General features: G+C 71.1%; 17 protein-coding genes. 12 read left to right on the forward strand and 5 right to left on the reverse strand.

The genetic code is table 11. The annotated features are described in order from the left end of the window. Positions 1-117: 117 nt before the first annotated feature. The 6 genes from OO70_RS29675 (at position 118) to OO70_RS56200 (ending at position 4,915) form a co-directional block, all read left to right on the forward strand. Positions 118-975 carry a helix-turn-helix domain-containing protein gene (locus OO70_RS29675; RefSeq protein ID WP_043677832.1) on the forward strand — a complete coding sequence of 286 codons (858 nt, stop codon included), beginning with the start codon at positions 118-120 and terminating at the stop codon, positions 973-975. A 105-nt stretch (positions 976-1,080) separates the two neighbouring features. Beyond that, a complete protein-coding gene (rimO, locus tag OO70_RS29680) occupies positions 1,081-2,553 on the forward strand; it encodes a 30S ribosomal protein S12 methylthiotransferase RimO (protein ID WP_078651603.1) in 1,473 nt (490 codons plus the stop codon). Continuing rightward, on the forward strand, positions 2,550-3,326 hold the full coding sequence (gene pgsA / locus OO70_RS29685) for a CDP-diacylglycerol--glycerol-3-phosphate 3-phosphatidyltransferase (RefSeq protein WP_043677834.1): 777 nt from the start codon (positions 2,550-2,552) through the stop codon (positions 3,324-3,326). Before rimO ends, pgsA begins: the two co-directional genes overlap by 4 nt. Continuing rightward, positions 3,323-3,868 carry a CinA family protein gene (locus OO70_RS29690; protein ID WP_043677836.1) on the forward strand — a complete coding sequence of 182 codons (546 nt, stop codon included), beginning with the start codon at positions 3,323-3,325 and terminating at the stop codon, positions 3,866-3,868. Before pgsA ends, OO70_RS29690 begins: the two co-directional genes overlap by 4 nt. Before the next feature lie 109 nt (positions 3,869-3,977). Then, positions 3,978-4,352, forward strand: a complete 375-nt coding sequence (locus OO70_RS29695) for a helix-turn-helix domain-containing protein (RefSeq protein ID WP_043677837.1) — start codon at positions 3,978-3,980, stop codon at positions 4,350-4,352. A gap of 260 nt (positions 4,353-4,612) precedes the next feature. Continuing rightward, on the forward strand, positions 4,613-4,915 hold the full coding sequence (locus OO70_RS56200) for a hypothetical protein (protein ID WP_078651604.1): 303 nt from the start codon (positions 4,613-4,615) through the stop codon (positions 4,913-4,915). Here OO70_RS56200 and OO70_RS29700 read toward each other — a convergent pair. From OO70_RS29700 to OO70_RS29710, 3 genes are all read right to left on the reverse strand, one after another. Beyond that, positions 4,863-5,627, reverse strand: a complete 765-nt coding sequence (locus OO70_RS29700; RefSeq protein ID WP_043677840.1) for an SDR family NAD(P)-dependent oxidoreductase — start codon at positions 5,625-5,627, stop codon at positions 4,863-4,865. The genes OO70_RS56200 and OO70_RS29700 overlap by 53 nt on opposite strands. Before the next feature lie 32 nt (positions 5,628-5,659). Further along, entirely contained in the window at positions 5,660-6,535 is an 876-nt protein-coding gene (locus tag OO70_RS29705) for an Fpg/Nei family DNA glycosylase (protein ID WP_043677843.1), read from the reverse strand. A 78-nt stretch (positions 6,536-6,613) separates the two neighbouring features. Beyond that, entirely contained in the window at positions 6,614-11,683 is a 5,070-nt protein-coding gene (locus OO70_RS29710) for an ATP-dependent helicase (protein ID WP_043677847.1), read from the reverse strand. 214 nt (positions 11,684-11,897) lie between these two features. Between OO70_RS29710 and OO70_RS29715 the strand changes: the two genes are divergently transcribed. The 3 genes from OO70_RS29715 to OO70_RS29725 are packed head-to-tail and all read left to right on the forward strand — an operon-like array spanning position 11,898 to position 13,836. Then, a complete protein-coding gene (locus tag OO70_RS29715) occupies positions 11,898-12,884 on the forward strand; it encodes an AraC family transcriptional regulator (RefSeq protein ID WP_043677849.1) in 987 nt (328 codons plus the stop codon). Next, positions 12,788-13,531, forward strand: coding sequence for an AzlC family ABC transporter permease (locus OO70_RS29720; RefSeq protein ID WP_051741784.1), 744 nt, complete (start codon positions 12,788-12,790; stop codon positions 13,529-13,531). The genes OO70_RS29715 and OO70_RS29720 overlap by 97 nt, the downstream gene beginning before the upstream one ends. Then, positions 13,528-13,836, forward strand: a complete 309-nt coding sequence (locus tag OO70_RS29725) for an AzlD domain-containing protein (protein ID WP_043677855.1) — start codon at positions 13,528-13,530, stop codon at positions 13,834-13,836. Before OO70_RS29720 ends, OO70_RS29725 begins: the two co-directional genes overlap by 4 nt. 11 nt (positions 13,837-13,847) lie before the next feature. Here the strand turns inward: OO70_RS29725 and OO70_RS29730 are convergent, their stop codons facing one another. Beyond that, positions 13,848-14,792, reverse strand: coding sequence for a hypothetical protein (locus tag OO70_RS29730; RefSeq protein ID WP_043677857.1), 945 nt, complete (start codon positions 14,790-14,792; stop codon positions 13,848-13,850). A gap of 80 nt (positions 14,793-14,872) precedes the next feature. Here OO70_RS29730 and OO70_RS29735 point away from each other — a divergent pair, with 80 nt between their 5' ends. Together OO70_RS29735 and OO70_RS29740 are read left to right on the forward strand one after the other, a co-directional pair. Further along, complete coding sequence (locus tag OO70_RS29735; protein ID WP_043677858.1) at positions 14,873-15,067, forward strand: DUF3046 domain-containing protein; 195 nt, start codon at positions 14,873-14,875, stop codon at positions 15,065-15,067. Between the two features lie 59 nt (positions 15,068-15,126). After that, on the forward strand, positions 15,127-16,431 hold the full coding sequence (locus tag OO70_RS29740; RefSeq protein ID WP_078651605.1) for an AI-2E family transporter: 1,305 nt from the start codon (positions 15,127-15,129) through the stop codon (positions 16,429-16,431). Positions 16,432-16,465: 34 nt separating this feature from the next. Here the strand turns inward: OO70_RS29740 and OO70_RS29745 are convergent, their stop codons facing one another. Next, positions 16,466-17,224 carry a hypothetical protein gene (locus OO70_RS29745; RefSeq protein ID WP_043677860.1) on the reverse strand — a complete coding sequence of 253 codons (759 nt, stop codon included), beginning with the start codon at positions 17,222-17,224 and terminating at the stop codon, positions 16,466-16,468. A gap of 421 nt (positions 17,225-17,645) precedes the next feature. Here OO70_RS29745 and recA point away from each other — a divergent pair, with 421 nt between their 5' ends. Further along, positions 17,646-18,776: a recombinase RecA gene (gene recA, locus OO70_RS29750; protein ID WP_043677862.1), complete on the forward strand. Its 1,131-nt coding sequence runs from the start codon at positions 17,646-17,648 to the stop codon at positions 18,774-18,776. Position 18,777: the final 1 nt, after the last annotated feature.

Genomic DNA, 18,777 nt, shown 5'->3' on the forward strand with positions numbered 1-18,777 from the left:
GGCTGTCCGGCCATACCGATGGCGTACAAAGTCCCACCGCCCGGTTGCCCCACCCTTCAGTACCCCCCCTAGACTGAATTTCCAGCACAGGCGGCTACACGCTCGAAAGGCGCCCCCGTGTCCATCGGCAACTCCCCTGAAGACGAGCGTCCGTTCGAAGACGGTCGCTCCGAAGAGGGTCATGAGGAAGAAGCCCGCCCTTCCGTCGGCCGAGCCCTGCAGCAGGCACGTATCGCCGCCGGGCTGACCGTCGACGACGTCAGCAGTGCCACCCGGGTCCGTATCGCCATCGTGCACGCCATCGAGGCCGACGACTTCACGCCCTGCGGCGGCGACGTCTACGCCCGTGGGCACATCCGGACCCTCGCCAAGGCCGTCCACATCGATCCCGCTCCGCTCCTCGCGCGCTACGACGACGATCACGGCGGGCGCCCGGCCCCGACGCCGGCGGCGCCCCTCTTCGAGGCGGAACGTATCCGTCCGGAGCGGCGCGGGCCCAACTGGACCGCGGCCATGGTCGCCGCGATCGTCGCCGTGGTCGGCTTCGTCGGGTTCACGGCGTTCAAGGGCGGCGACAGCGACAGTGACGCCACGTCGGTCGCCCAGGGAGCCTCGCCCAGCGCCAGCAAGCCCGCCAAGCCGACACCCTCGAAGACCGACTCCGCCACGCCCAAGTCCGACCCCTCCGACAGTGCCATCGCCGCCGCGCCGCAGGACAAGGTGACGGTCCAGGTGAGCGCGGTCGACGGCCGCAGCTGGATCTCCGCCAAGGACCACAACGGCCGGATGCTGTTCGACGGACTCCTCAAGAAGGGCGAGTCCAAGACCTTCCAGGACAGCTCGAAGGTCAACCTGATCCTCGGCGACGCCGGCGCGATCCAGCTCTACGTCAACGGCAAGAAGATCGAGGACGACTTCCAGCCCGGAGCGGTGGAGCGACTCACGTACACGAAGGGCGACCCTGAAGTCGGATAAGCGGTCCGGCAAAGCGGTCCTACGGAGTGAGTGATCAAGGGGTTGGCCAAGATCGGCCAACCCCTTCGACGTGGGGTGTCAGTGGGACGAAGTAGTCTTGAGCCCATGCCTGAACGCCGTACCGTCGCACTCGTCACTCTTGGCTGCGCCCGTAACGAGGTGGACTCGGAGGAGCTCGCAGGCCGCTTGGAGGCGGACGGCTGGCAACTCGTGGAGGACGCCGAGGACGCGGACGTCGCCGTCGTCAACACCTGTGGCTTCGTCGAGGCCGCCAAGAAGGACTCCGTCGACGCCCTCCTCGAAGCCAACGACCTCAAGGGTCACGGCAGAACACAGGCCGTCGTGGCGGTGGGCTGCATGGCCGAGCGGTACGGCAAGGAGCTCGCCGAGGCGCTGCCCGAAGCCGACGGAGTGCTCGGCTTCGACGACTACGCCGACATCTCCGACCGCCTGCAGACCATCCTGAACGGCGGCATCCACGCCTCGCACACCCCGCGCGACCGCCGCAAGCTGCTGCCGATCAGCCCCGCCCAGCGGCAGGAGTCCGCCGCTGACGTCGCGCTGCCCGGTCACGGCCCGGTCGACCTCCCGGACGGCCTCGCGCCCGCCTCAGGCCCCCGCGCGCCCCTGCGCCGCCGCCTGGACGGCTCCCCGGTCGCCTCGGTGAAGCTCGCCTCCGGCTGCGACCGGCGCTGCTCCTTCTGCGCCATCCCGTCCTTCCGCGGTTCCTTCATCTCCCGCCGCCCGAGCGACGTGCTGAACGAGACGCGCTGGCTGGCCGAGCAGGGCGTCAAGGAGATCATGCTGGTCTCCGAGAACAACACGTCCTACGGCAAGGACCTGGGCGACATCCGCCTCCTGGAGTCGCTGCTGCCCGAGCTGGCCAACGTCGACGGCCTGGAGCGGGTGCGGGTCAGCTACCTCCAGCCCGCCGAGATGCGCCCCGGGCTCATCGACGTGCTCACCTCGACCCCGAAGATCGCGCCCTACTTCGACCTGTCCTTCCAGCACTCCGCGCCGGACGTGCTGCGCGCAATGCGCCGCTTCGGCGACACCGACCGCTTCCTCGAACTGCTCGACACCATCCGCTCCAAGGCCCCGCAGGCCGGCGTGCGCTCGAACTTCATCGTCGGCTTCCCCGGCGAGACCGAGGCCGACCTCGCCGAGCTGGAGCGCTTCCTCAACGGCGCGCGCCTGGACGCCATCGGTGTCTTCGGCTACTCCGACGAGGACGGCACGGAAGCGGCGACGTACGACAAGAAGCTCGACCAGGACGTCGTGGACGCGCGCCTCGCGCACATCTCGCGGCTCGCCGAGGAACTCGTCTCGCAGCGCGCCGAGGAGCGCGTCGGCGAGACCGTGCACGTGCTGGTGGAGTCCGTGGACTCCGAGGACGGCGCCTACGGCCGCGGCGAGCACCAGGCACCCGAAACGGACGGCCAGGTGCTGCTCACGAGCGGCGAAGGCCTGAGCGTCGGCCGTATGGTCGAGGCGAAGGTGGTCGGTACGGAAGGTGTCGACCTGGTGGCCGAGCCGCTCCTGGGCTCGCTCGCGTGTAGTGAGGAGGCGGGCAGATGACCGGAGTCCCGGCATCGGCGGCGGGCGGCACCTCCAGCGCCAACGGCGCGCCCGCGAACGCGGGTTCCGGTGCGGCCTCCGGCAGTGCCTCCTCCGGTGTCGTCGAAACCGGTGTCGTCGAGACCGGTGTGCCCGATGGTCCGAAGCCGGCGCGCGGCGCGAAGGTCGTCGCCGCCGCCGTCAACCAGGCGAGCGTCTGGAACATCGCCAACTTTCTGACCATGCTCCGGCTGCTCCTCGTCCCCGGCTTTGTCGCCCTGATGCTGGCCGACGGCGGGTACGACCCGGCGATGCGCTCGTTCGCCTGGGCCGCGTTCGCCGTGGCCATGATCACCGACCTGTTCGACGGTCATCTGGCGCGCACCTACGACCTCGTCACCGACTTCGGGAAGATCGCCGACCCCATCGCCGACAAGGCGATCATGGGTGCGGCGCTCATCTGTCTGTCCTCGCTCGGCGACCTCCCGTGGTGGGTGACCGTCGTCATCCTCGGCCGGGAACTCGGGATCACGCTGCTGCGTTTTCTTGTCATCCGGTACGGCGTCATTCCCGCGTCGCGCGGCGGCAAGCTGAAGACGCTCACGCAGGGCGTGGCCGTAGGGATGTATGTGCTGGCGCTGACGGGCTGGCTGGCCAGCCTGAGGTTCTGGGTGATGGCGGCGGCGGTCATTCTGACCGTGCTGACCGGGCTCGACTATGTGAGACAGGCCATTGTGCTGCGCAGGCAGGGAATCGCCGAGCGCATGGCGGCGTCGGAGGAGACGGAAGCGTGAGTTCCACGGCCACTGAAGTGGTGCGACTACTGACGGTGAGCGGTGCGACGCTCGCTGTCGCCGAGTCGCTCACCGGTGGTCTGGTTGCGGCGGAGATCACATCGGTACCCGGAGCCTCCAAGGCCTTCCGCGGTTCGGTCACCGCCTACGCCACCGAGCTGAAGCACCAACTGCTCGGTGTCGACGCGACCCTGCTGGCCGAGCGGGGAGCCGTAGACGCGCAGGTCGCGGCCCAGATGGCGGCTGGCGTGCGGAAGGCTCTGGGCGCCGACTGGGGCATCGCGACCACGGGTGTGGCGGGCCCTGAGCCGCAGGACGGGCAGCCCGTGGGCACCGTTTTCGTGGCCGTGGACGGCCCCTTCGGACCGGATTCGGATGCCGCCGGTGGCGGGAAAGTGGCTGCCCTGCGGTTGAACGGCGGCCGGGCGGAAATTCGTAGAGAGAGTGTACGGAGCGTACTCGCGCTGCTTCTGGAGCGGCTCGTGAGCGAACAGACCGGGAATGAGCGGACACAGGATACGGAACAGAACGGGGGGTTTTGATGTTTGCAGCCCTGAGTGAACACGACATCGCTCCCCGCACGGCCGCGGCGCAAGGCGGTACGGTGGGGCGAGAAGGATGCGGCTACGCGGTCCGAGGAGGGAGCCACCGATGATTCTGCTCCGTCGCCTGCTTGGTGACGTGCTGCGTCGGCAGCGCCAGCGCCAGGGCCGTACTCTGCGCGAAGTCTCCTCGTCCGCCCGAGTCTCACTCGGCTATCTCTCCGAGGTGGAGCGGGGGCAGAAGGAGGCATCCTCTGAGTTGCTCTCCGCCATCTGCGACGCGTTGGACGTACGGATGTCCGAGCTCATGCGGGAAGTGAGCGACGAGCTCGCTCTCGCCGAGCTGGCCCAGTCTGCTGCGGCCACCAATTCCGTGCCCACGTCGGTACGTCCGATGCTGGGCTCCGTATCGGTGAAGGGTGTGCCACCGGAACGGGTGACCATCAAGGCCCCCGCCGAGGCGGTGGACGTGGTCGCCGCGTGACGTTCACGTTGGTGTAGACCGATGAGGCGCTGACCGACCTCATGGAAGTGTGCGGGCCCCGGCCGGGGCTTCTCCAGGGAGACCTGGAGAGGTGCGGCCGGGGTTTTTCGCGTCCACGGCGGCTTCTACGGCCGGAGCGGTCCGTTTGCCGGTGTGGCGCGGTGCGGTCATGGTTGAGGCGTGTGGTGCGTCCGTGTGCCGTCGATGCGCCCTCCTTGCGGGTGACCGTGACGTTCTAGCGTCGGGCTGGAGGTGGGGCCATGGCGGGGCGGATAGCACGCTGGGGGGCCGCGCTGGGGCTCGGCGCGGTCTGGTGGTGGGCTGTACTGCGGCTCGTGCTGACGCCGCACGCGGGGGCACTGGAAGGAGCCGTGGCGGCCGGCGGATGGGGGCTGAGCCTGCTGCCGGTGCACTGCATGCCCAAGGCCCGGGCGGCGGGGGCCGTGGCCGCGGGACGGTGGAGAGAGGCCTGGCGGGTGTCCGGCACGCCGGTCGCCGGCGCGGTGTCCGTCACCACGGCATCGCCACGCCCCCGTTCGGACGGAGGATCTGACCCGTCGTGAACGACGACGCGTCCGACGCCAGATGCAGCACCGCGTGGGCGATGTCCTCCGGCTCGCCCACCCGGCCCAGCGGCGACAGCCGGGCCATCAGCGCCTCGGTGCGGGCCTGTGCCTCGCCCTCGTGGTGGTCGGTCATCGGCGTGCGTATCCAGCCCGGCGCCACCGCGTTGACGCGGATGCCGTGCCGGCCCAGTTCCGTCGCCAGCGTCTTCGTCAGCTGGACCACGGCCGCCTTCGCGGCGCTGTAGCAGAGCAGCCCGGAACCTCCGGTGTCGATCGCGCCCGACGCCATGGTGACGATGCTGCCCCTGGTGCCCCGGTCGAGCATCAGCCGGGCCGCCTCCTGGCAGGCGTACAGGACGCCCTTGAAGTTGACGTTCAGCACCCGGTCGAGATCCTCGTCGCGGGTCTCCAGCACCGTGCTGCTGTGCATGATCCCGGCGACCGCGGCCATCACATGCAGGTCCTCGCAGGAGTCCACGGCCTGCTTCAGCTGGGCGCGGTCGGTGACGTCGAGGTGGTGGGTGCGGGCGGTGCCGCCCTTGTCCTTGATCAGGGTCGCCGTTTCGTGCAGCCCCTGCGCGTCACGGTCGGCGCAGTGCACGGTGGCGCCCGCCTCGGCGAGCAGCACGGCGGACGCGCGGCCGATACCGCTGGCGGCGCCGGTGACGAAAGCGGTGCGTCCGGTGAGGTCGTACGCCTTGAGGGGCATGAAGGGACCGTACGAGGGTTTCTGACGGGTCGTCAATTAGTTGTACGGTGCTGAGTTCTGTGGGGCGGAGTGGTGCCCGGCGCCGGGCCCACCTGGCAGGTCGGGCACCAGTAGGTGGGGCGTTCGCGGGAGCCGTCACCCTGGTCGGCGGTGCGGATCGGGGTGTTGCAGCGCAGGCAGGGGCGGGGGGCGCGGCCGTAGACGAACAGGTCGGGGGTGCCGGCGTTCGTGGTGCGGTGTGGGGAGTTGTTCGTGAGGGTGCTTGTGGTGTTGCGGACGGGGCGGTCGCGGTTGGCTTCCAGGAGCCGCTTGGCGATGGCGGGGAGCTTTGCGGCGCGGTCGGCGGGGAGTGCGCCGACGGGGAGCCAGGGGGTGGCGCCGAGGAGGAAGCAGAGTTCGCTTTTGTAGATGTTGCCGATGCCGGCCAGGTTGCGCTGGTCGAGCAGGGCCTCGCCGAGGGGGCGGGCGGGGTCTGCGAGGAGGTGGGCGAGGGCCAGTTCGGGGTTCCAGTCCGGGCCCAGGAGGTCGGGGCCGAGGTGGCCTACGGCGCGGTCTTCGTCGGTCGTGCGGAGGAGCTCCAGGACGGGAAGGCGGTAGCCGACGGCCGTGCGGTCGGCGGTGCCGAGGATCACCCGGATCTGGTGGGCCGGGCCGCCGCCGCTCCAGCGTTGACCGTTGGCGTACACCCTCCAGGTGCCGTCCATCCGCAGGTGCGAGTGGAGGGTCAGGCCGCCCTCGATACGGGTCAGCAGGTGCTTGCCCCGGGGCGTGACGTCCAGGACGGTGCGGCCGGTGAGGTCGGCCGTGGCGTACTTGGGGACTCGGAGATCGCTGCGGGTCAGCACCTTGCCCGCGAGGGCTGTATGGAGGCGCTTCGCGGTCTGCCAGACGGTGTCGCCTTCAGGCATGGGTCAAGGGTGGCATGGGGCGGGGGCATGGAGTGGGGGGCTCGGGACGAGGTGTTGTTCGGTTCATGAGTGGTTGGTTCATGCGCGGAGGCGCAGGCCGCGTGGTGTCGCGATGAAACCCGCTCCTTCCAGGAGGGTGCCGATGGGGGAGGTCAGGGCCGAGGCGCCGTTGACCCGCTCCACGGTGACCGTGCCGAGAGAGCCCGCTCGGGCCGCCGCCGCGAGGGCCTCGGCGGCCGCCTGGAGGCGTGGGTCCTGGGTGGCCGTGGTGTCCGGGGCGGAGGGCCAGGCGAGCAGGGTCTTGCCGCCGCGCTCCATGTAGAGCGTCAGCTCACCTTCGACGAGCACGACGAGCGAGCCCGCCTTTCGGCCCGGTTTGTGTCCGGCGTCGGTCGGGGGTTCGGGCCAGGGGAGGGCCGCGCCGTACGCGTTCGCCGGGTCGGCGGCGGCCAGGACCACGGCTCGGGTGGCGAGGGAGGGGCGTCGGGGGTGGTGGTTGGCGTAGGGGGAGGCGGTGTTGCCTCGGAGTGTCGGGGTGGGGAAGTCGCGGGGGGAGATGTAGTCGCCCGGGGACGGGGGGTGGGAGGAGGCTTGGCGGTTGTGCCGTGAGGTGGGGTCGGCGGGTGTGCCCGTGTCGTCGAGGTCGTCGAAGTCGGTGAACGGGCCGAAGGCGTCGGCGAAGTCGTGGACTCCGGGGGACTCGGGTGTGTGTCGAGCGTGGTCGGCAGGGGAGGCGTGGGGGGCCTGACGACCTTGGTTGTCGGGGGAGTTGTAGGTGGTGCTCGCGGCTTCGAAGCCGTCGGCGGAACCGTTGCCGGTGCCGACGGTCGGTGAGTCGGAGCCACCGAGGGCTCCGAAGCCGTAAGGGTCGCTGTCCGTGGTGTCCGGGGTGGGCAGGTCGTCGCCCCGGTCGCGGGCGTTGGCGACCGCGCGGAGGCGGTCCACCGCGCCGTCCATCGCGAACTGGGCGGCGCCGAGCCCCTCCACGACATAGCCGCGCCGCGCCTGACCGCTCTCCTCGAACACGGACAGGATGCGGTACGTCGCCGAGAAGCCGCCCTCCACGCCCTCCGCGGCGACCGCTCCCCGGGTCACCACGCCGTGCCGGTCGAGCAGGGTGCGGGCCAGTGCGTGGGCGCGCACAGTGGGGTCCGGTTCGTGGGCGGGGAGCAGGGACCAGCGGCCCGCGACGGTCGGCGGACCGGTGCGGGACGCGGGGCGGGCGGCGGCGGTGAGCGAGCCGTAACGCCCGCGCGGGACCGTGCGCTTGGCGCGGTGGGCCGTGGAACCTGCCGTACGGCCGGAGCCCAGCAAGGAGCGCATGGGGGCGAGCGTGTCGTTGGTGAGCCGGCCGGACCAGGCCAGGTCCCATACGGCGTCGGCCAGTTGAGGATCGGTGACGTCGGGGTGGGTGGTCGCGCGGACCTGGTCGGTGATCTGGCGGAAGAAGAGGCCGTAGCCGCCGGAGAGGGTGTCCAGGACCGACTGGTGCAGTGCCGTGAGTTCGAGCGGGTGCGGTGGTGGGAGGAGCAGGGGGGCCGCCTCCGCCAGGTACAGGGACACCCAGCCGTCCTTGCCGGGGAGGGAGCCTGCGCCGGCCCACACCAGCTCGCCGGCCGAGGTGAGTTCGTCGAGCATGGCGGGCGCGTAGTTCGCCACGCGGGACGGCAGGACGAGCTTCTCCAGGGCGGACGCGGGCACGGACGCGCCCTGCAACTGCTCGACGGCGCGCACCAGTCCGTCGATGCCGCGCAGTCCGTGGCCCTTGCCGATGTGCTGCCACTGGGGGAGGAACTGCGCGAGCGCGGCCGGTGGCACCGGCTCCAACTCGTGCCGCAGCGCGGCCAGCGACCGGCGGCGCAGGCGACGCAGCACCGTCGCGTCACACCACTCCTGACCGATGCCGGCCGGGTGGAACTCCCCTTGTACGACACGGCCGTTCGCCGCGAGCCGCTGCAACGCGCCCTCGGTGACGGCCACGCCGAGCCCGAAGCGGGCGGCTGTCGTGGCCGACGTGAACGGGCCGTGGGTGCGGGCGTGGCGCGCGAGGAGGTCGCCGAGCGGGTCCTTGACCGGTTCGGTGAACGCCTCCGGGACGCCGACCGGCAGTGCGGTGCCGAGGGCGTCGCGCAGTCGGCCCGCGTCCTCGATCGCCGCCCAGTGGTCGGCACCGCCGATACGGACCCGGATCGCGCGGCGGGCGGAGGCGAGGTCCTGGGCCCACTGGGGCGCGGAGCCCCGCTCGGCCAACTCGGCGTCGGTGAGCGGGCCGAGCATCCGCAGCAGGTCGGCGACGCCCTCGACGTCCTTGATGCGGCGGTCTTCGGTGAGCCACTGGAGCTCCCGCTCCAGCTCGGTCAGCACCTCGGCGTCGAGGAGTTCGCGCAGCTCCGCCTGGCCGAGCAGCTCGGCCAGCAGGCGTGAGTCCAGCGACAGGGCGGCGGCGCGGCGCTCGGCGAGCGGTGAGTCTCCCTCGTAGAGGAACTGGGCGACGTACCCGAAGAGGAGGGAGCGGGCGAAGGGGGACGGCTCGGGGGTGGTGACCTCGACGAGGCGCACCTTGCGGGATTCGAGGTCGCCCATCAGCTCGGTGAGACCCGGGACGTCGAAGACGTCCTGGAGGCATTCGCGGACCGCCTCCAGGACGATCGGGAACGAACCGAACTCGCTTGCCACCTGGAGCAGTTGGGCGGCGCGCTGACGTTGCTGCCACAGCGGGGTGCGCTTGCCGGGGTTGCGGCGCGGCAGCAGCAGCGCGCGGGCGGCGCACTCGCGGAAGCGGGCCGCGAACAGGGCCGAGCCGCCGACCTGGTCGGTGACGATCTGATTGACCTCGCCCTTGTCGAAGGCGACGTCCGCAGCGCCTACGGGGGCCTGGTCGGCGTCGTACTCCGTGCCGGCCTTCATGGGCTCCTGGTCGAGCAGGTCCAGGCCCATCAAGTCGGCGTCAGGCAGCCTCAGGACGATGCCGTCGTCGGCGTGCATCACCTGGGCGTCCATGCCGTAGCGCTCGGAGAGGCGGGCGCCGAGCGCGAGGGCCCAGGGGGCGTGGACCTGGGCGCCGAAGGGGGAGTGGATCACCACGCGCCAGTCGCCGAGCTCGTCCCGGAAGCGCTCCACGACGATCGTGCGGTCGTCCGGGATGTGGCCGCAGGCCTCGCGCTGTTCGGCCAGGTACGACAGCACGTTCTCCGCGGCCCAGGCGTCGAGGCCCGCGGCGAGGAGGCGCAGACGGGCGTCCTCCTTGGGCTGGGAGCCGACCTCGCGCAGGAACGCGCCCACCGCGCGGCCCAGTTCGAGCGGGCGGCCCAGCTGGTCGCCCTTCCAGAAGGGGAGCCTGCCCGGGACGCCCGGCGCGGGGGAGACCAGGACGCGGTCGCGGGTGATGTCCTCGATCCGCCAGGAGCTGGTGCCAAGCGTGAACACGTCGCCCACGCGGGACTCGTAGACCATTTCCTCGTCCAGCTCGCCGACCCGGCCGCCGCCCTTCTTGGGGTCCGCGCCGGCCAGGAAGACCCCGAAGAGCCCGCGGTCGGGGATCGTGCCCCCGGAGGTGACGGCAAGGCGCTGGGCTCCGGGGCGGCCGGTGATCGTGCCCGCGATGCGGTCCCACACCACGCGGGGGCGCAACTCGGCGAAGGCGTCGGACGGATAGCGGCCCGCGAGCATGTCGAGCACGGCCGTGAACGCCGACTCCGGGAGCGAGGCGAAGGGGGCGGCCCGGCGGACCGTGGCGAGCAGGTCGTCGACCTGCCAGGTGTCCAGCGCCGTCATCGCCACGAGCTGCTGGGCGAGGACGTCCAGGGGGTTGGCGGGAACCCTCAGGGACTCGATGGAGCCGGTGCGCATCCGCTCGGTGACCACGGCGGCCTGGACGAGGTCGCCCCGGTACTTCGGGAAGACCACGCCCGTGGAGACCGCGCCGACCTGGTGTCCCGCGCGGCCCACGCGCTGGAGGCCGGAGGCCACGGACGGCGGGGACTCCACCTGGATGACGAGATCGACGGTGCCCATGTCGATGCCCAGCTCCAGACTGGACGTGGCCACCACGGCGGGCAGTCGGCCCGCCTTGAGGTCCTCCTCGACCTGGGCGCGCTGCTCCTTGGAGACCGAGCCGTGGTGGGCCCGGGCGATGACCGGCGGCGCGCCCTGGGCGGCGCCGGAACCGCCCATCAGCTCGGCCGGGGCGTGGTGCTCGTCCAGCGTCTCGCCGGTCGCGCGCTCGTAGGCGATCTCGTTGAGCCGGTTGCACAGACGCTCCGCGAGACGGCGGGAGTTGGCGAACACGATCGTTGAACGATGGGACTGGACGAGGTCGGTGATGCGCTCCTCGACATGCGGCCAGATGGACGGCTTCTCCGCGCCCTCCTTGCCGTCGGCCACCGGGGAGCCGCCCAACTCGCCCAGATCCTCGACCGGGACGACCACGGAGAGGTCGAACTCCTTGCCCGACTTCGGCTGGACGATCTCCACCTTGCCGCGCGGGGAGAGATAACGGGCGACCTCGTCGACCGGGCGCACGGTCGCCGAGAGGCCGATACGGCGGGCCGGCCTCGGCAGCAACTCGTCCAGCCGCTCCAGGGACAGCGCGAGATGCGCACCCCGCTTGGTGCCCGCGACCGCGTGCACCTCGTCCAGGATCACCGTCTCGATGCCGGTCAGCGCGTCGCGTGTGGCCGACGTCAGCATCAGGAACAGGGACTCCGGGGTGGTGATCAGGATGTCCGGCGGGCGCGTGGACAGCGCGCGGCGCTCGGCGGGCGGGGTGTCGCCGGAGCGGATGCCGACCCTGACCTCGGGCTCCGGCAGACCCAGGCGGACGGACTCCTGGCGGATGCCGGTCAGTGGGCTGCGGAGGTTGCGCTCCACGTCGACCGCGAGGGCCTTCAGCGGAGAGACGTACAGGACGCGGCAGCGCTTCTTCGGGTCGGCCGGCGGGGGCGTCGCGGCGAGCTGGTCCAGGGCGGCGAGGAAGGCGGCCAGGGTCTTGCCGGAACCGGTCGGCGCGACCACCAGCACGTCCGAGCCCTCGTCGATGGCCTGCCACGCGCCCGCCTGGGCCGCGGTGGGCGCGGAGAAGGCCCCCGTGAACCAGCCGCGGGTCGCGGGGGAGAAGCCGTCGAGGGCTCGATGTGCGGAGCTGACCATGCGTCCATCCTGCACCCGACCACTGACAATGCGTCTGACCTGCGGGGATTCTCCGACGCCGGCTTGCAGGACCGTTTCGGTGCCGTTCGGCTGCCGGGGCCAGGGCTGTCCCAGCGTCCTGCGGTCGCCATGGTCAGACTGTCTCCGCGTGCTCCGGTCGCCGTGGCCACGACCGTTTCGGCGTCCTTCTGCCGCAGTGGCGGAGAATGGCCGTATGGCGGGTTCGGGTGAGTTGGCGCGGCACTGGCAGTACGCCGAGCTGCCCGGGGTCGACCTGCTGCGGGCCCGGTACATCCGCAAGACGTTTGTCCGGCACACCCACGAAAACTTCGTGATCGCCGCCATCGCGGACGGTGTCGAGGTGTTCCACCACGGCGGGGGTGATGTGTCCGCCGGGGCGGGGGCTCTGGCGCTGGTGAATCCGGACACGCCGCACACCGGCCGGGCGGGCGTGCCCGAGGGCTGGCGGTACGGGGCGGTCTATCCGTCGCCCGAGGTGGTGGCCGCGATAGCCGCCGAGACCACCTCGATCCGCGGCACTCCCGGGTTCGTCAGCCCTGTGATCGACGACCCCTACACGGTCGGGCTGGTCCACCAGATCCTGCGCGCGGCCGACGAGGGCAACGCGCTCGCCGCCGACACCCTGCTGCGGGTTGCCGTCACCAGGCTGCTCCGGCTGAACGGCGGACCCCTGCCGCAGCGCGTTGTCTCCACGGCAGGCAATCGGGTCGCAGTACGCGCGCGTGCCGTGCTGGAGGAGCGGATGGCGGATCCGCCGTCTCTGGAGAAACTCGCCGGTGATCTGGGGACCAGCCCGTTCGCGCTGCTGCGTGCCTTCCGTGACGCCTACGGAATGCCGCCCCACTCCTGGCTGACCGACGCCCGTGTGCGGCGGGCACGCCGGCTCCTGGACGCCGGTACGGCGCCGGCGGAGGCGGCCGTCGCCGTCGGGTTCACGGACCAGCCGCACCTCAACCGGCATTTCACCCGGATCGTGGGCGTGCCCCCTGGCGCTTACCAGCGGGAGCGCAAGAACGTACAAGACGCGGGGCGGCGGCTGCTCCTACCGTCCGACACGTGGCAGAACAGATCGCTTCAGAAGACATACGCGTCGGAGCGGGAGGAGGACAGGCCCCCGAGGCCGAGGGAAAGCCGGACTCCGCCGTCGTACGGGACGCCCTGGGAGTCGGGGTCGCCGTAGGGCTGTCGGGATTCGCCTTCGGGGTGACCTCGGCCGGTGGGGGGCTCACCCTGCTCCAGACCTGCGCCCTCAGCCTCCTGGTGTTCACCGGAGCCTCGCAGTTCGCGCTCGTGGGAGCGCTCGCGGCCGGCGGCAATCCGCTCACCGCGGCGGCGGGAGCCTTCTTCCTGGGCGTGCGCAACACCTTCTACGGGCTGCGCCTGTCGCAGTTGCTGGCCCTCCCGCGCGCGGTGCGGCCGTTCGCCGCCCAGTGGGTCATCGACGAGACGACGGCCGTCACGCTCGCACAGCCCACGCGGCGTGCCGCACGGATCGGGTTCACCGTCACCGGGCTCACCCTGTACGTGCTGTGGAACCTCACCACACTGCTCGGGGCGCTGGGTGCCAAGGCCATCGGGGACACGGACGCCTGGGGTCTCGACGCGGCCGGGCCCGCCGTCTTCCTGGCACTCCTCGCACCCATGCTCAAGACCACCATCGAGCGCGCCGTCGCCGCACTCGCAGTCCTGCTGGGGCTGGGACTGCTGCCCGTGCTGCCTGCCGGTGTGCCGGTCCTGGTCGCCGCGCTCGCGGCGCCGATCGCACTCTACGTAGAGGGCCGTCGGCAGGGTGGGACACGTAACGACGCACAGGAGGAAGACCGTTGACCGTCTGGATCGCGATCGCGGCGACCGCCCTCGGCTGCTACGTCGTCAAGCTCGCCGGACTCCTCGTGCCCGCGGGCGCGCTCGAGCGGCCGCTGGTGAGGCGGCTCGCCGCCCTGTTGCCCGTCGCCCTCCTCGCCGCGCTCACGGCTCAGCAGACCTTCGCCGACGGGCACGCGCTCGTGCTCGACGCCCGGGCCGCGGGGCTCGCGGCGGCCGCCGTGGCGCTGGTGCTGCGGGCACCGTTCCTGCTCGTCGTCGCGGCGGCCGTGCTGGTGACGGCGGGCGTGCGGGCCATGGGTGGCTGAGGCGGCCGGCATCAGCCCACGGAGCGGCCGTGCGCCTTCAGGGTGCGCAGTGCCTGGATCGTCACCATGGGGCGTGCCTCCAGGGCGATGCCCGGCGCCCACTGGCGCCAGCGGATCGGCCAACCGCCGTCCTCCTGCTGGCCGCTCGCCAGGTGGTCCAGGGAGCGGGCCATCTCGTCGTCCGTGAACCACGCGCGCGCGAGTGAACTCGGCGTCTTCGCGTAGTCGTACGGGAAGTGGTGCTCGCCCGGCGCGTACCCGGGGGCGACCGGGTAGGCCTCCAGGTGCTCCGGGTCCAGGGCGGCGAGCCGGTGCTCGCGCACCAGGCGGCCGAGGCGGTCGGCGGCGGCCTCCGCGCGCGGGCGGTCGGGTGCCGAGTCCAGGAAGGCGACGGCGGCCTCGATCTCGTAGGGGTGGGACTTCTCCAGGGAGTCGACGGCCTGCCAGCAGAAGTCGGTGGCCCGGAAGAGCCAGGCGTGCCACACCTCGTTGCGGTGCAGCAGGCCCACCACCGGCCCGGTGGCGAGGAGTTCGCTGGGCGGGTCGTCCACGATCGGCACGAACGGAGCCGTCGGATAGCCGCGCTGGCCGGGATCGATCGCCGGCAGTGCGCCGTCGGCCGTGGAGACCGAGGTCAGATAGCGGCACACGCGTTCCACCCGCTGCCCGCCGCAGCGCCCGATGGAGTCCAGGACGCGCAGGGCGTGACCGGTGTGCAGCGGCTGGCTCACCGGGCCGCGCAGATCGGGCTCCAGCGCGTGCCCGTAGCCGCCGTCCTCGTTGCGGTAGGCGTCCAGGGCGGTCTCCACCGGATCGGGGTCGCCGTTGAGGAAGTGGTACGCGAAGAGGCGCTGTTCCAGCACACGCGCGGTGAGCCAGACGAAGTGCTCGGCGCGGAAGAGCGGGGAGTGCGCCGGGGGCGTCGGGGGGAGTGGGGAAGCTCCTGATTCGGCCATGCGTCAGACCGTAGGACGGAAAGCGGTCTCGGCGAGCGGTCCCGGCTCGGGCCCACTCTCAGGGGCGGGATACTGGTGTCATGCGGTTGACGGTCTTCTGGCAGCGGATGACGGAGCACTTCGGCGCGGGGTACGCCGAGAGCTTCGCCCGCGATCACGTGATGACGGAACTCGGCGGGCGGACGGTGCACGAGGCGCTGGACGTCGGCTGGGAGGCCAAGGACGTGTGGCGCGTGGTCTGCGCCGTCATGAACGTTCCGCAGGAAAGTCGCTGATCGGTCACGAAGATCGACGGCGGTGACCTGTTGTCAGTGGCGTAGGCGAGACTTGCACCGTGGCAGCCACTGACGAGACCGGGCACGACGCCCCGCAGGCATCCCCGTTCGGTACGACGCCGCCGGCCCGGCCCCCGGCCGACGGCGCCGCGCCGGACGCCCGCATGCCGCGCTGGCTGCCCCGCGCCATGGTGCTGGCGCTCGCCCTCGTCGCCGTGTTCCAGCTGGGGAGTTGGGCCTTCCACCAGCTCATCGGGCTGCTGATCAACATCCTCATCGCGTTCTTCCTGGCCCTCGCCATCGAGCCCGCAGTGAGCCGGATGGCCGACCGAGGGATGCGCCGGGGGCTGGCCACCTTCCTGGTCTTCCTCGGCCTGCTGATCGTCAGCGCAGGGTTCGTCACCCTGCTAGGGTCGATGCTCGCGGGCCAGATCATCAAGATGATCGAGGACTTCCCGGACTACCTCGACTCCGTCATCAACTGGGTCAACACGCACTTCCACACCGACCTGAGACGGGTCGACATCCAGGAGGGACTGCTCCACTCCGACTGGCTGCGCAAGTACGTGCAGAACAGCGCCACCGGCGTGCTGGACGTGTCCACCCAGGTGCTCGGGGGCCTCTTCCAACTGCTGACGATCGGGCTGTTCTCGTTCTACTTCGCCGCCGACGGCCCGCGACTGCGGCGCGCGCTGTGCTCCGTGCTGCCGCCCGCCCGGCAGGTCGAGGTGCTGCGCGCGTGGGAGATCGCCGTCGACAAGACCGGCGGCTACATATACTCACGCGGCCTGATGGCGCTGGTCTCCGGAGTGGCGCACTACATCCTGCTGCAGGCGCTGGGCATCCCGTACGCGCCCGTGCTCGCCGTCTGGGTGGGCCTGGTCTCCCAGTTCATCCCGACCATCGGCACGTATCTCGCGGGCGCCCTGCCCATGCTGATCGCCTTCACCGTGGACCCCTGGTACGCGCTGTGGGTGCTGATCTTCGTCGTGGTCTACCAGCAGTTCGAGAACTACATGCTGCAGCCCAAGCTGACCGCGAAGACCGTCGACATCCACCCCGCCGTCGCCTTCGGCTCGGTCATCGCGGGCACCGCGCTCCTCGGCGCGGTCGGCGCGCTGATCTCCATCCCGGCCGTCGCCACGCTGCAGGCGTTCCTCGGGGCGTACGTGAAGCGGTACGCCGTCACGGACGACCCCCGGGTCCACGGACACCGGACCACCCGAGACTCCGGCGGGCCGGGCCCGCTGACCCGCGCGAGACGGCTGTGGGAACGGCGGACGGGAGCGACCGAGCCCACAGCGACCGACTCCGCCGGGACGACCGACTCCGACCCGAGGGACTCCGGGGAGGGCTCCTCCTGAGGGAGGATCCGGCGAGAACATGAGGGTGTCGCGGTCAGTACGTGAGCACCGCCCACACCCCGGCCCCGGCCACCGCGGCGGCGTAGCAACCGACCGCCGCCGTCACGATCCGCTGCCGTACCGCCTCGCTCCAGGACGTGCGGGAGAGCAGCCAGGCCAGTGCAGGCAGGACCAGGACGGCGTGCAGGCTCACCCCGTGCAGCGGCTTGAGCGGGGCCGTCGAGTGGTACGCCGCCTCCTGGTGGCCGGTCCGGGCGAGGACGACCCCGCGCGCGATCATCGCGGCGCCCGAGGCCAGCGCGACGAGCAGGATCGCGAACCCGGAACGCACCGCGAGCGCCATCCCCGTGGGACCCGTCGGCCGGTGCCGGAAGGACGCCACTGCGAACACGGTGAGCAGCACCACGAGGACACCGCCGCCCACCGCGAGCGTCATGGACACCGCCGTGTCGAAGGGCGTCTCCATGTCGAGGTGCGACGGCACCCGGCGCCACGCCTGGAGGGTGATGCCGCCGACCTCCACGACACAGTCGGCGGCGAACACGACGAGCAGCACGGTACGCAGCCGGGCCCCGACGTGCAGGTACGACGTGACCCAGGTGACCGCGATCAGCGTCGCCCCGAAGGAGAGCCCGAACGTGACGGGCTTGCGCCAGGACACGGGCCCGTACCAGGGGCCGCCGTCGACCGCGAACACCACGAGATGCACCAGGCCGGAGACGATCAGCAGGGCACCGGTCGCGTGACAGAGGCGCTCGGCGGGGCGCGGATGGCTCTTCACGGTCAGGGACATGGCCCGAGCCTCGCGGGAACGCGCCGCGCGGTCGTCGTACGGCCGAAGACACCCGTCGTACGCCGGGAGAAGTAGTGCTTCTGGAGGCTTCGGGTGCGCTGTCAGCCGGTCGGTGTCCTGCTAGGGGTTTCCCAGGGTGCGGGGTGGCCGAGGCCGCCGGGCTCGATTTCCATGTGGTTCGAAGTGTCACAGGACACGCGACATCCGATGACGCGAGTGCCGCGTGGTGCGCTTGACACGAAAATCGAACATCCATTCTCATAGAAGCTCCGGCGAGGCCATGATGGACATTTCGTCAGGCTTTTGATGGTGAAGTGTCCGAGTTATCCACAGGCTGGACGGGCGTCGGGGCGCATTGTCAGTGGCAGGCGTTAGCGTCTTTGACGTGAAGCGATCGACTCAAGCAAACCGGGTGGAACCCATGGCAGGAACCGACCGCGAGAAGGCGTTGGACGCCGCACTCGCACAGATTGAACGGCAATTCGGAAAGGGCGCGGTGATGCGCCTGGGCGAGCGGCCGAACGAGCCCATCGAGGTCATCCCCACCGGGTCGACCGCACTGGACGTCGCCCTCGGCGTCGGCGGCCTGCCGCGCGGCCGAGTGGTGGAGGTCTACGGCCCGGAGTCCTCCGGAAAGACGACCCTGACCCTGCACGCGGTGGCGAACGCACAGCGGGCCGGCGGCCAGGTCGCGTTCGTGGACGCGGAGCACGCCCTCGACCCCGAGTACGCGAAGAAGCTCGGCGTCGACATCGACAACCTGATCCTGTCCCAGCCGGACAACGGCGAGCAGGCCCTGGAGATCGTGGACATGCTGGTCCGCTCCGGCGCCCTCGACCTCATCGTCATCGACTCCGTCGCGGCGCTCGTCCCGCGCGCGGAGATCGAGGGCGAGATGGGAGACAGCCACGTCGGTCTGCAGGCCCGTCTGATGAGCCAGGCGCTTCGCAAGATCACAGGTGCGCTCCACCAGTCCGGGACCACCGCGATCTTCATCAACCAGCTCCGCGAGAAGATCGGCGTGATGTTCGGCTCCCCGGAGACCACGACCGGTGGCCGCGCGCTGAAGTTCTACGCCTCGGTGCGACTCGACATCCGTCGGATCGAGACCCTCAAGGACGGCACGGACGCGGTCGGCAACCGCACCCGCGTCAAGGTCGTCAAGAACAAGGTCGCGCCGCCCTTCAAGCAGGCCGAGTTCGACATCCTCTACGGCCACGGCATCAGCCGCGAGGGCGGCCTGATCGACATGGGCGTGGAGAACGGCTTCGTCCGCAAGGCCGGCGCCTGGTACACGTACGAGGGCGACCAGCTCGGCCAGGGCAAGGAGAACGCGCGCAACTTCCTGAAGGACAACCCCGACCTGGCCAACGAGATCGAGAAGAAGATCCTGGAGAAGCTGGGCGTGGGTGTCCGTCCGGAGAAGGAGAAGTCCACCGAGCCGGTCGCGGACGCGGCGGTCTCCACCGCCACGGACGACGCCGCCAAGACGGTGCCCGCTCCGGCTGCGGCCAAGGCCACCAAGCCCAAGGCCACGGCAGCCAAGAGCTGAC

The organism is Streptomyces xylophagus (genome assembly GCF_000716435.1).
GTDB lineage: Bacteria > Actinomycetota > Actinomycetes > Streptomycetales > Streptomycetaceae > Streptomyces > Streptomyces xylophagus.

Excerpts from the sequence above, each read along its gene's own strand:
- rimO (WP_078651603.1), top strand. The coding sequence starts at position 1,081 with ATGCCTGAACGCCGTACCGTCGCACTCGTCACTCTTGGCTGCGCCCGT.
- pgsA (WP_043677834.1), top strand. The coding sequence starts at position 2,550 with ATGACCGGAGTCCCGGCATCGGCGGCGGGCGGCACCTCCAGCGCCAAC.
- OO70_RS29695 (WP_043677837.1), top strand. The coding sequence starts at position 3,978 with ATGATTCTGCTCCGTCGCCTGCTTGGTGACGTGCTGCGTCGGCAGCGC.
- OO70_RS56200 (WP_078651604.1), top strand. The coding sequence starts at position 4,613 with ATGGCGGGGCGGATAGCACGCTGGGGGGCCGCGCTGGGGCTCGGCGCG.
- OO70_RS29700 (WP_043677840.1), bottom strand. The coding sequence starts at position 5,627 with ATGCCCCTCAAGGCGTACGACCTCACCGGACGCACCGCTTTCGTCACC.
- OO70_RS29705 (WP_043677843.1), bottom strand. The coding sequence starts at position 6,535 with ATGCCTGAAGGCGACACCGTCTGGCAGACCGCGAAGCGCCTCCATACA.
- OO70_RS29710 (WP_043677847.1), bottom strand. The coding sequence starts at position 11,683 with ATGGTCAGCTCCGCACATCGAGCCCTCGACGGCTTCTCCCCCGCGACC.
- OO70_RS29715 (WP_043677849.1), top strand. The coding sequence starts at position 11,898 with ATGGCGGGTTCGGGTGAGTTGGCGCGGCACTGGCAGTACGCCGAGCTG.
- OO70_RS29730 (WP_043677857.1), bottom strand. The coding sequence starts at position 14,792 with ATGGCCGAATCAGGAGCTTCCCCACTCCCCCCGACGCCCCCGGCGCAC.
- OO70_RS29735 (WP_043677858.1), top strand. The coding sequence starts at position 14,873 with ATGCGGTTGACGGTCTTCTGGCAGCGGATGACGGAGCACTTCGGCGCG.
- OO70_RS29745 (WP_043677860.1), bottom strand. The coding sequence starts at position 17,224 with ATGTCCCTGACCGTGAAGAGCCATCCGCGCCCCGCCGAGCGCCTCTGT.
- recA (WP_043677862.1), top strand. The coding sequence starts at position 17,646 with ATGGCAGGAACCGACCGCGAGAAGGCGTTGGACGCCGCACTCGCACAG.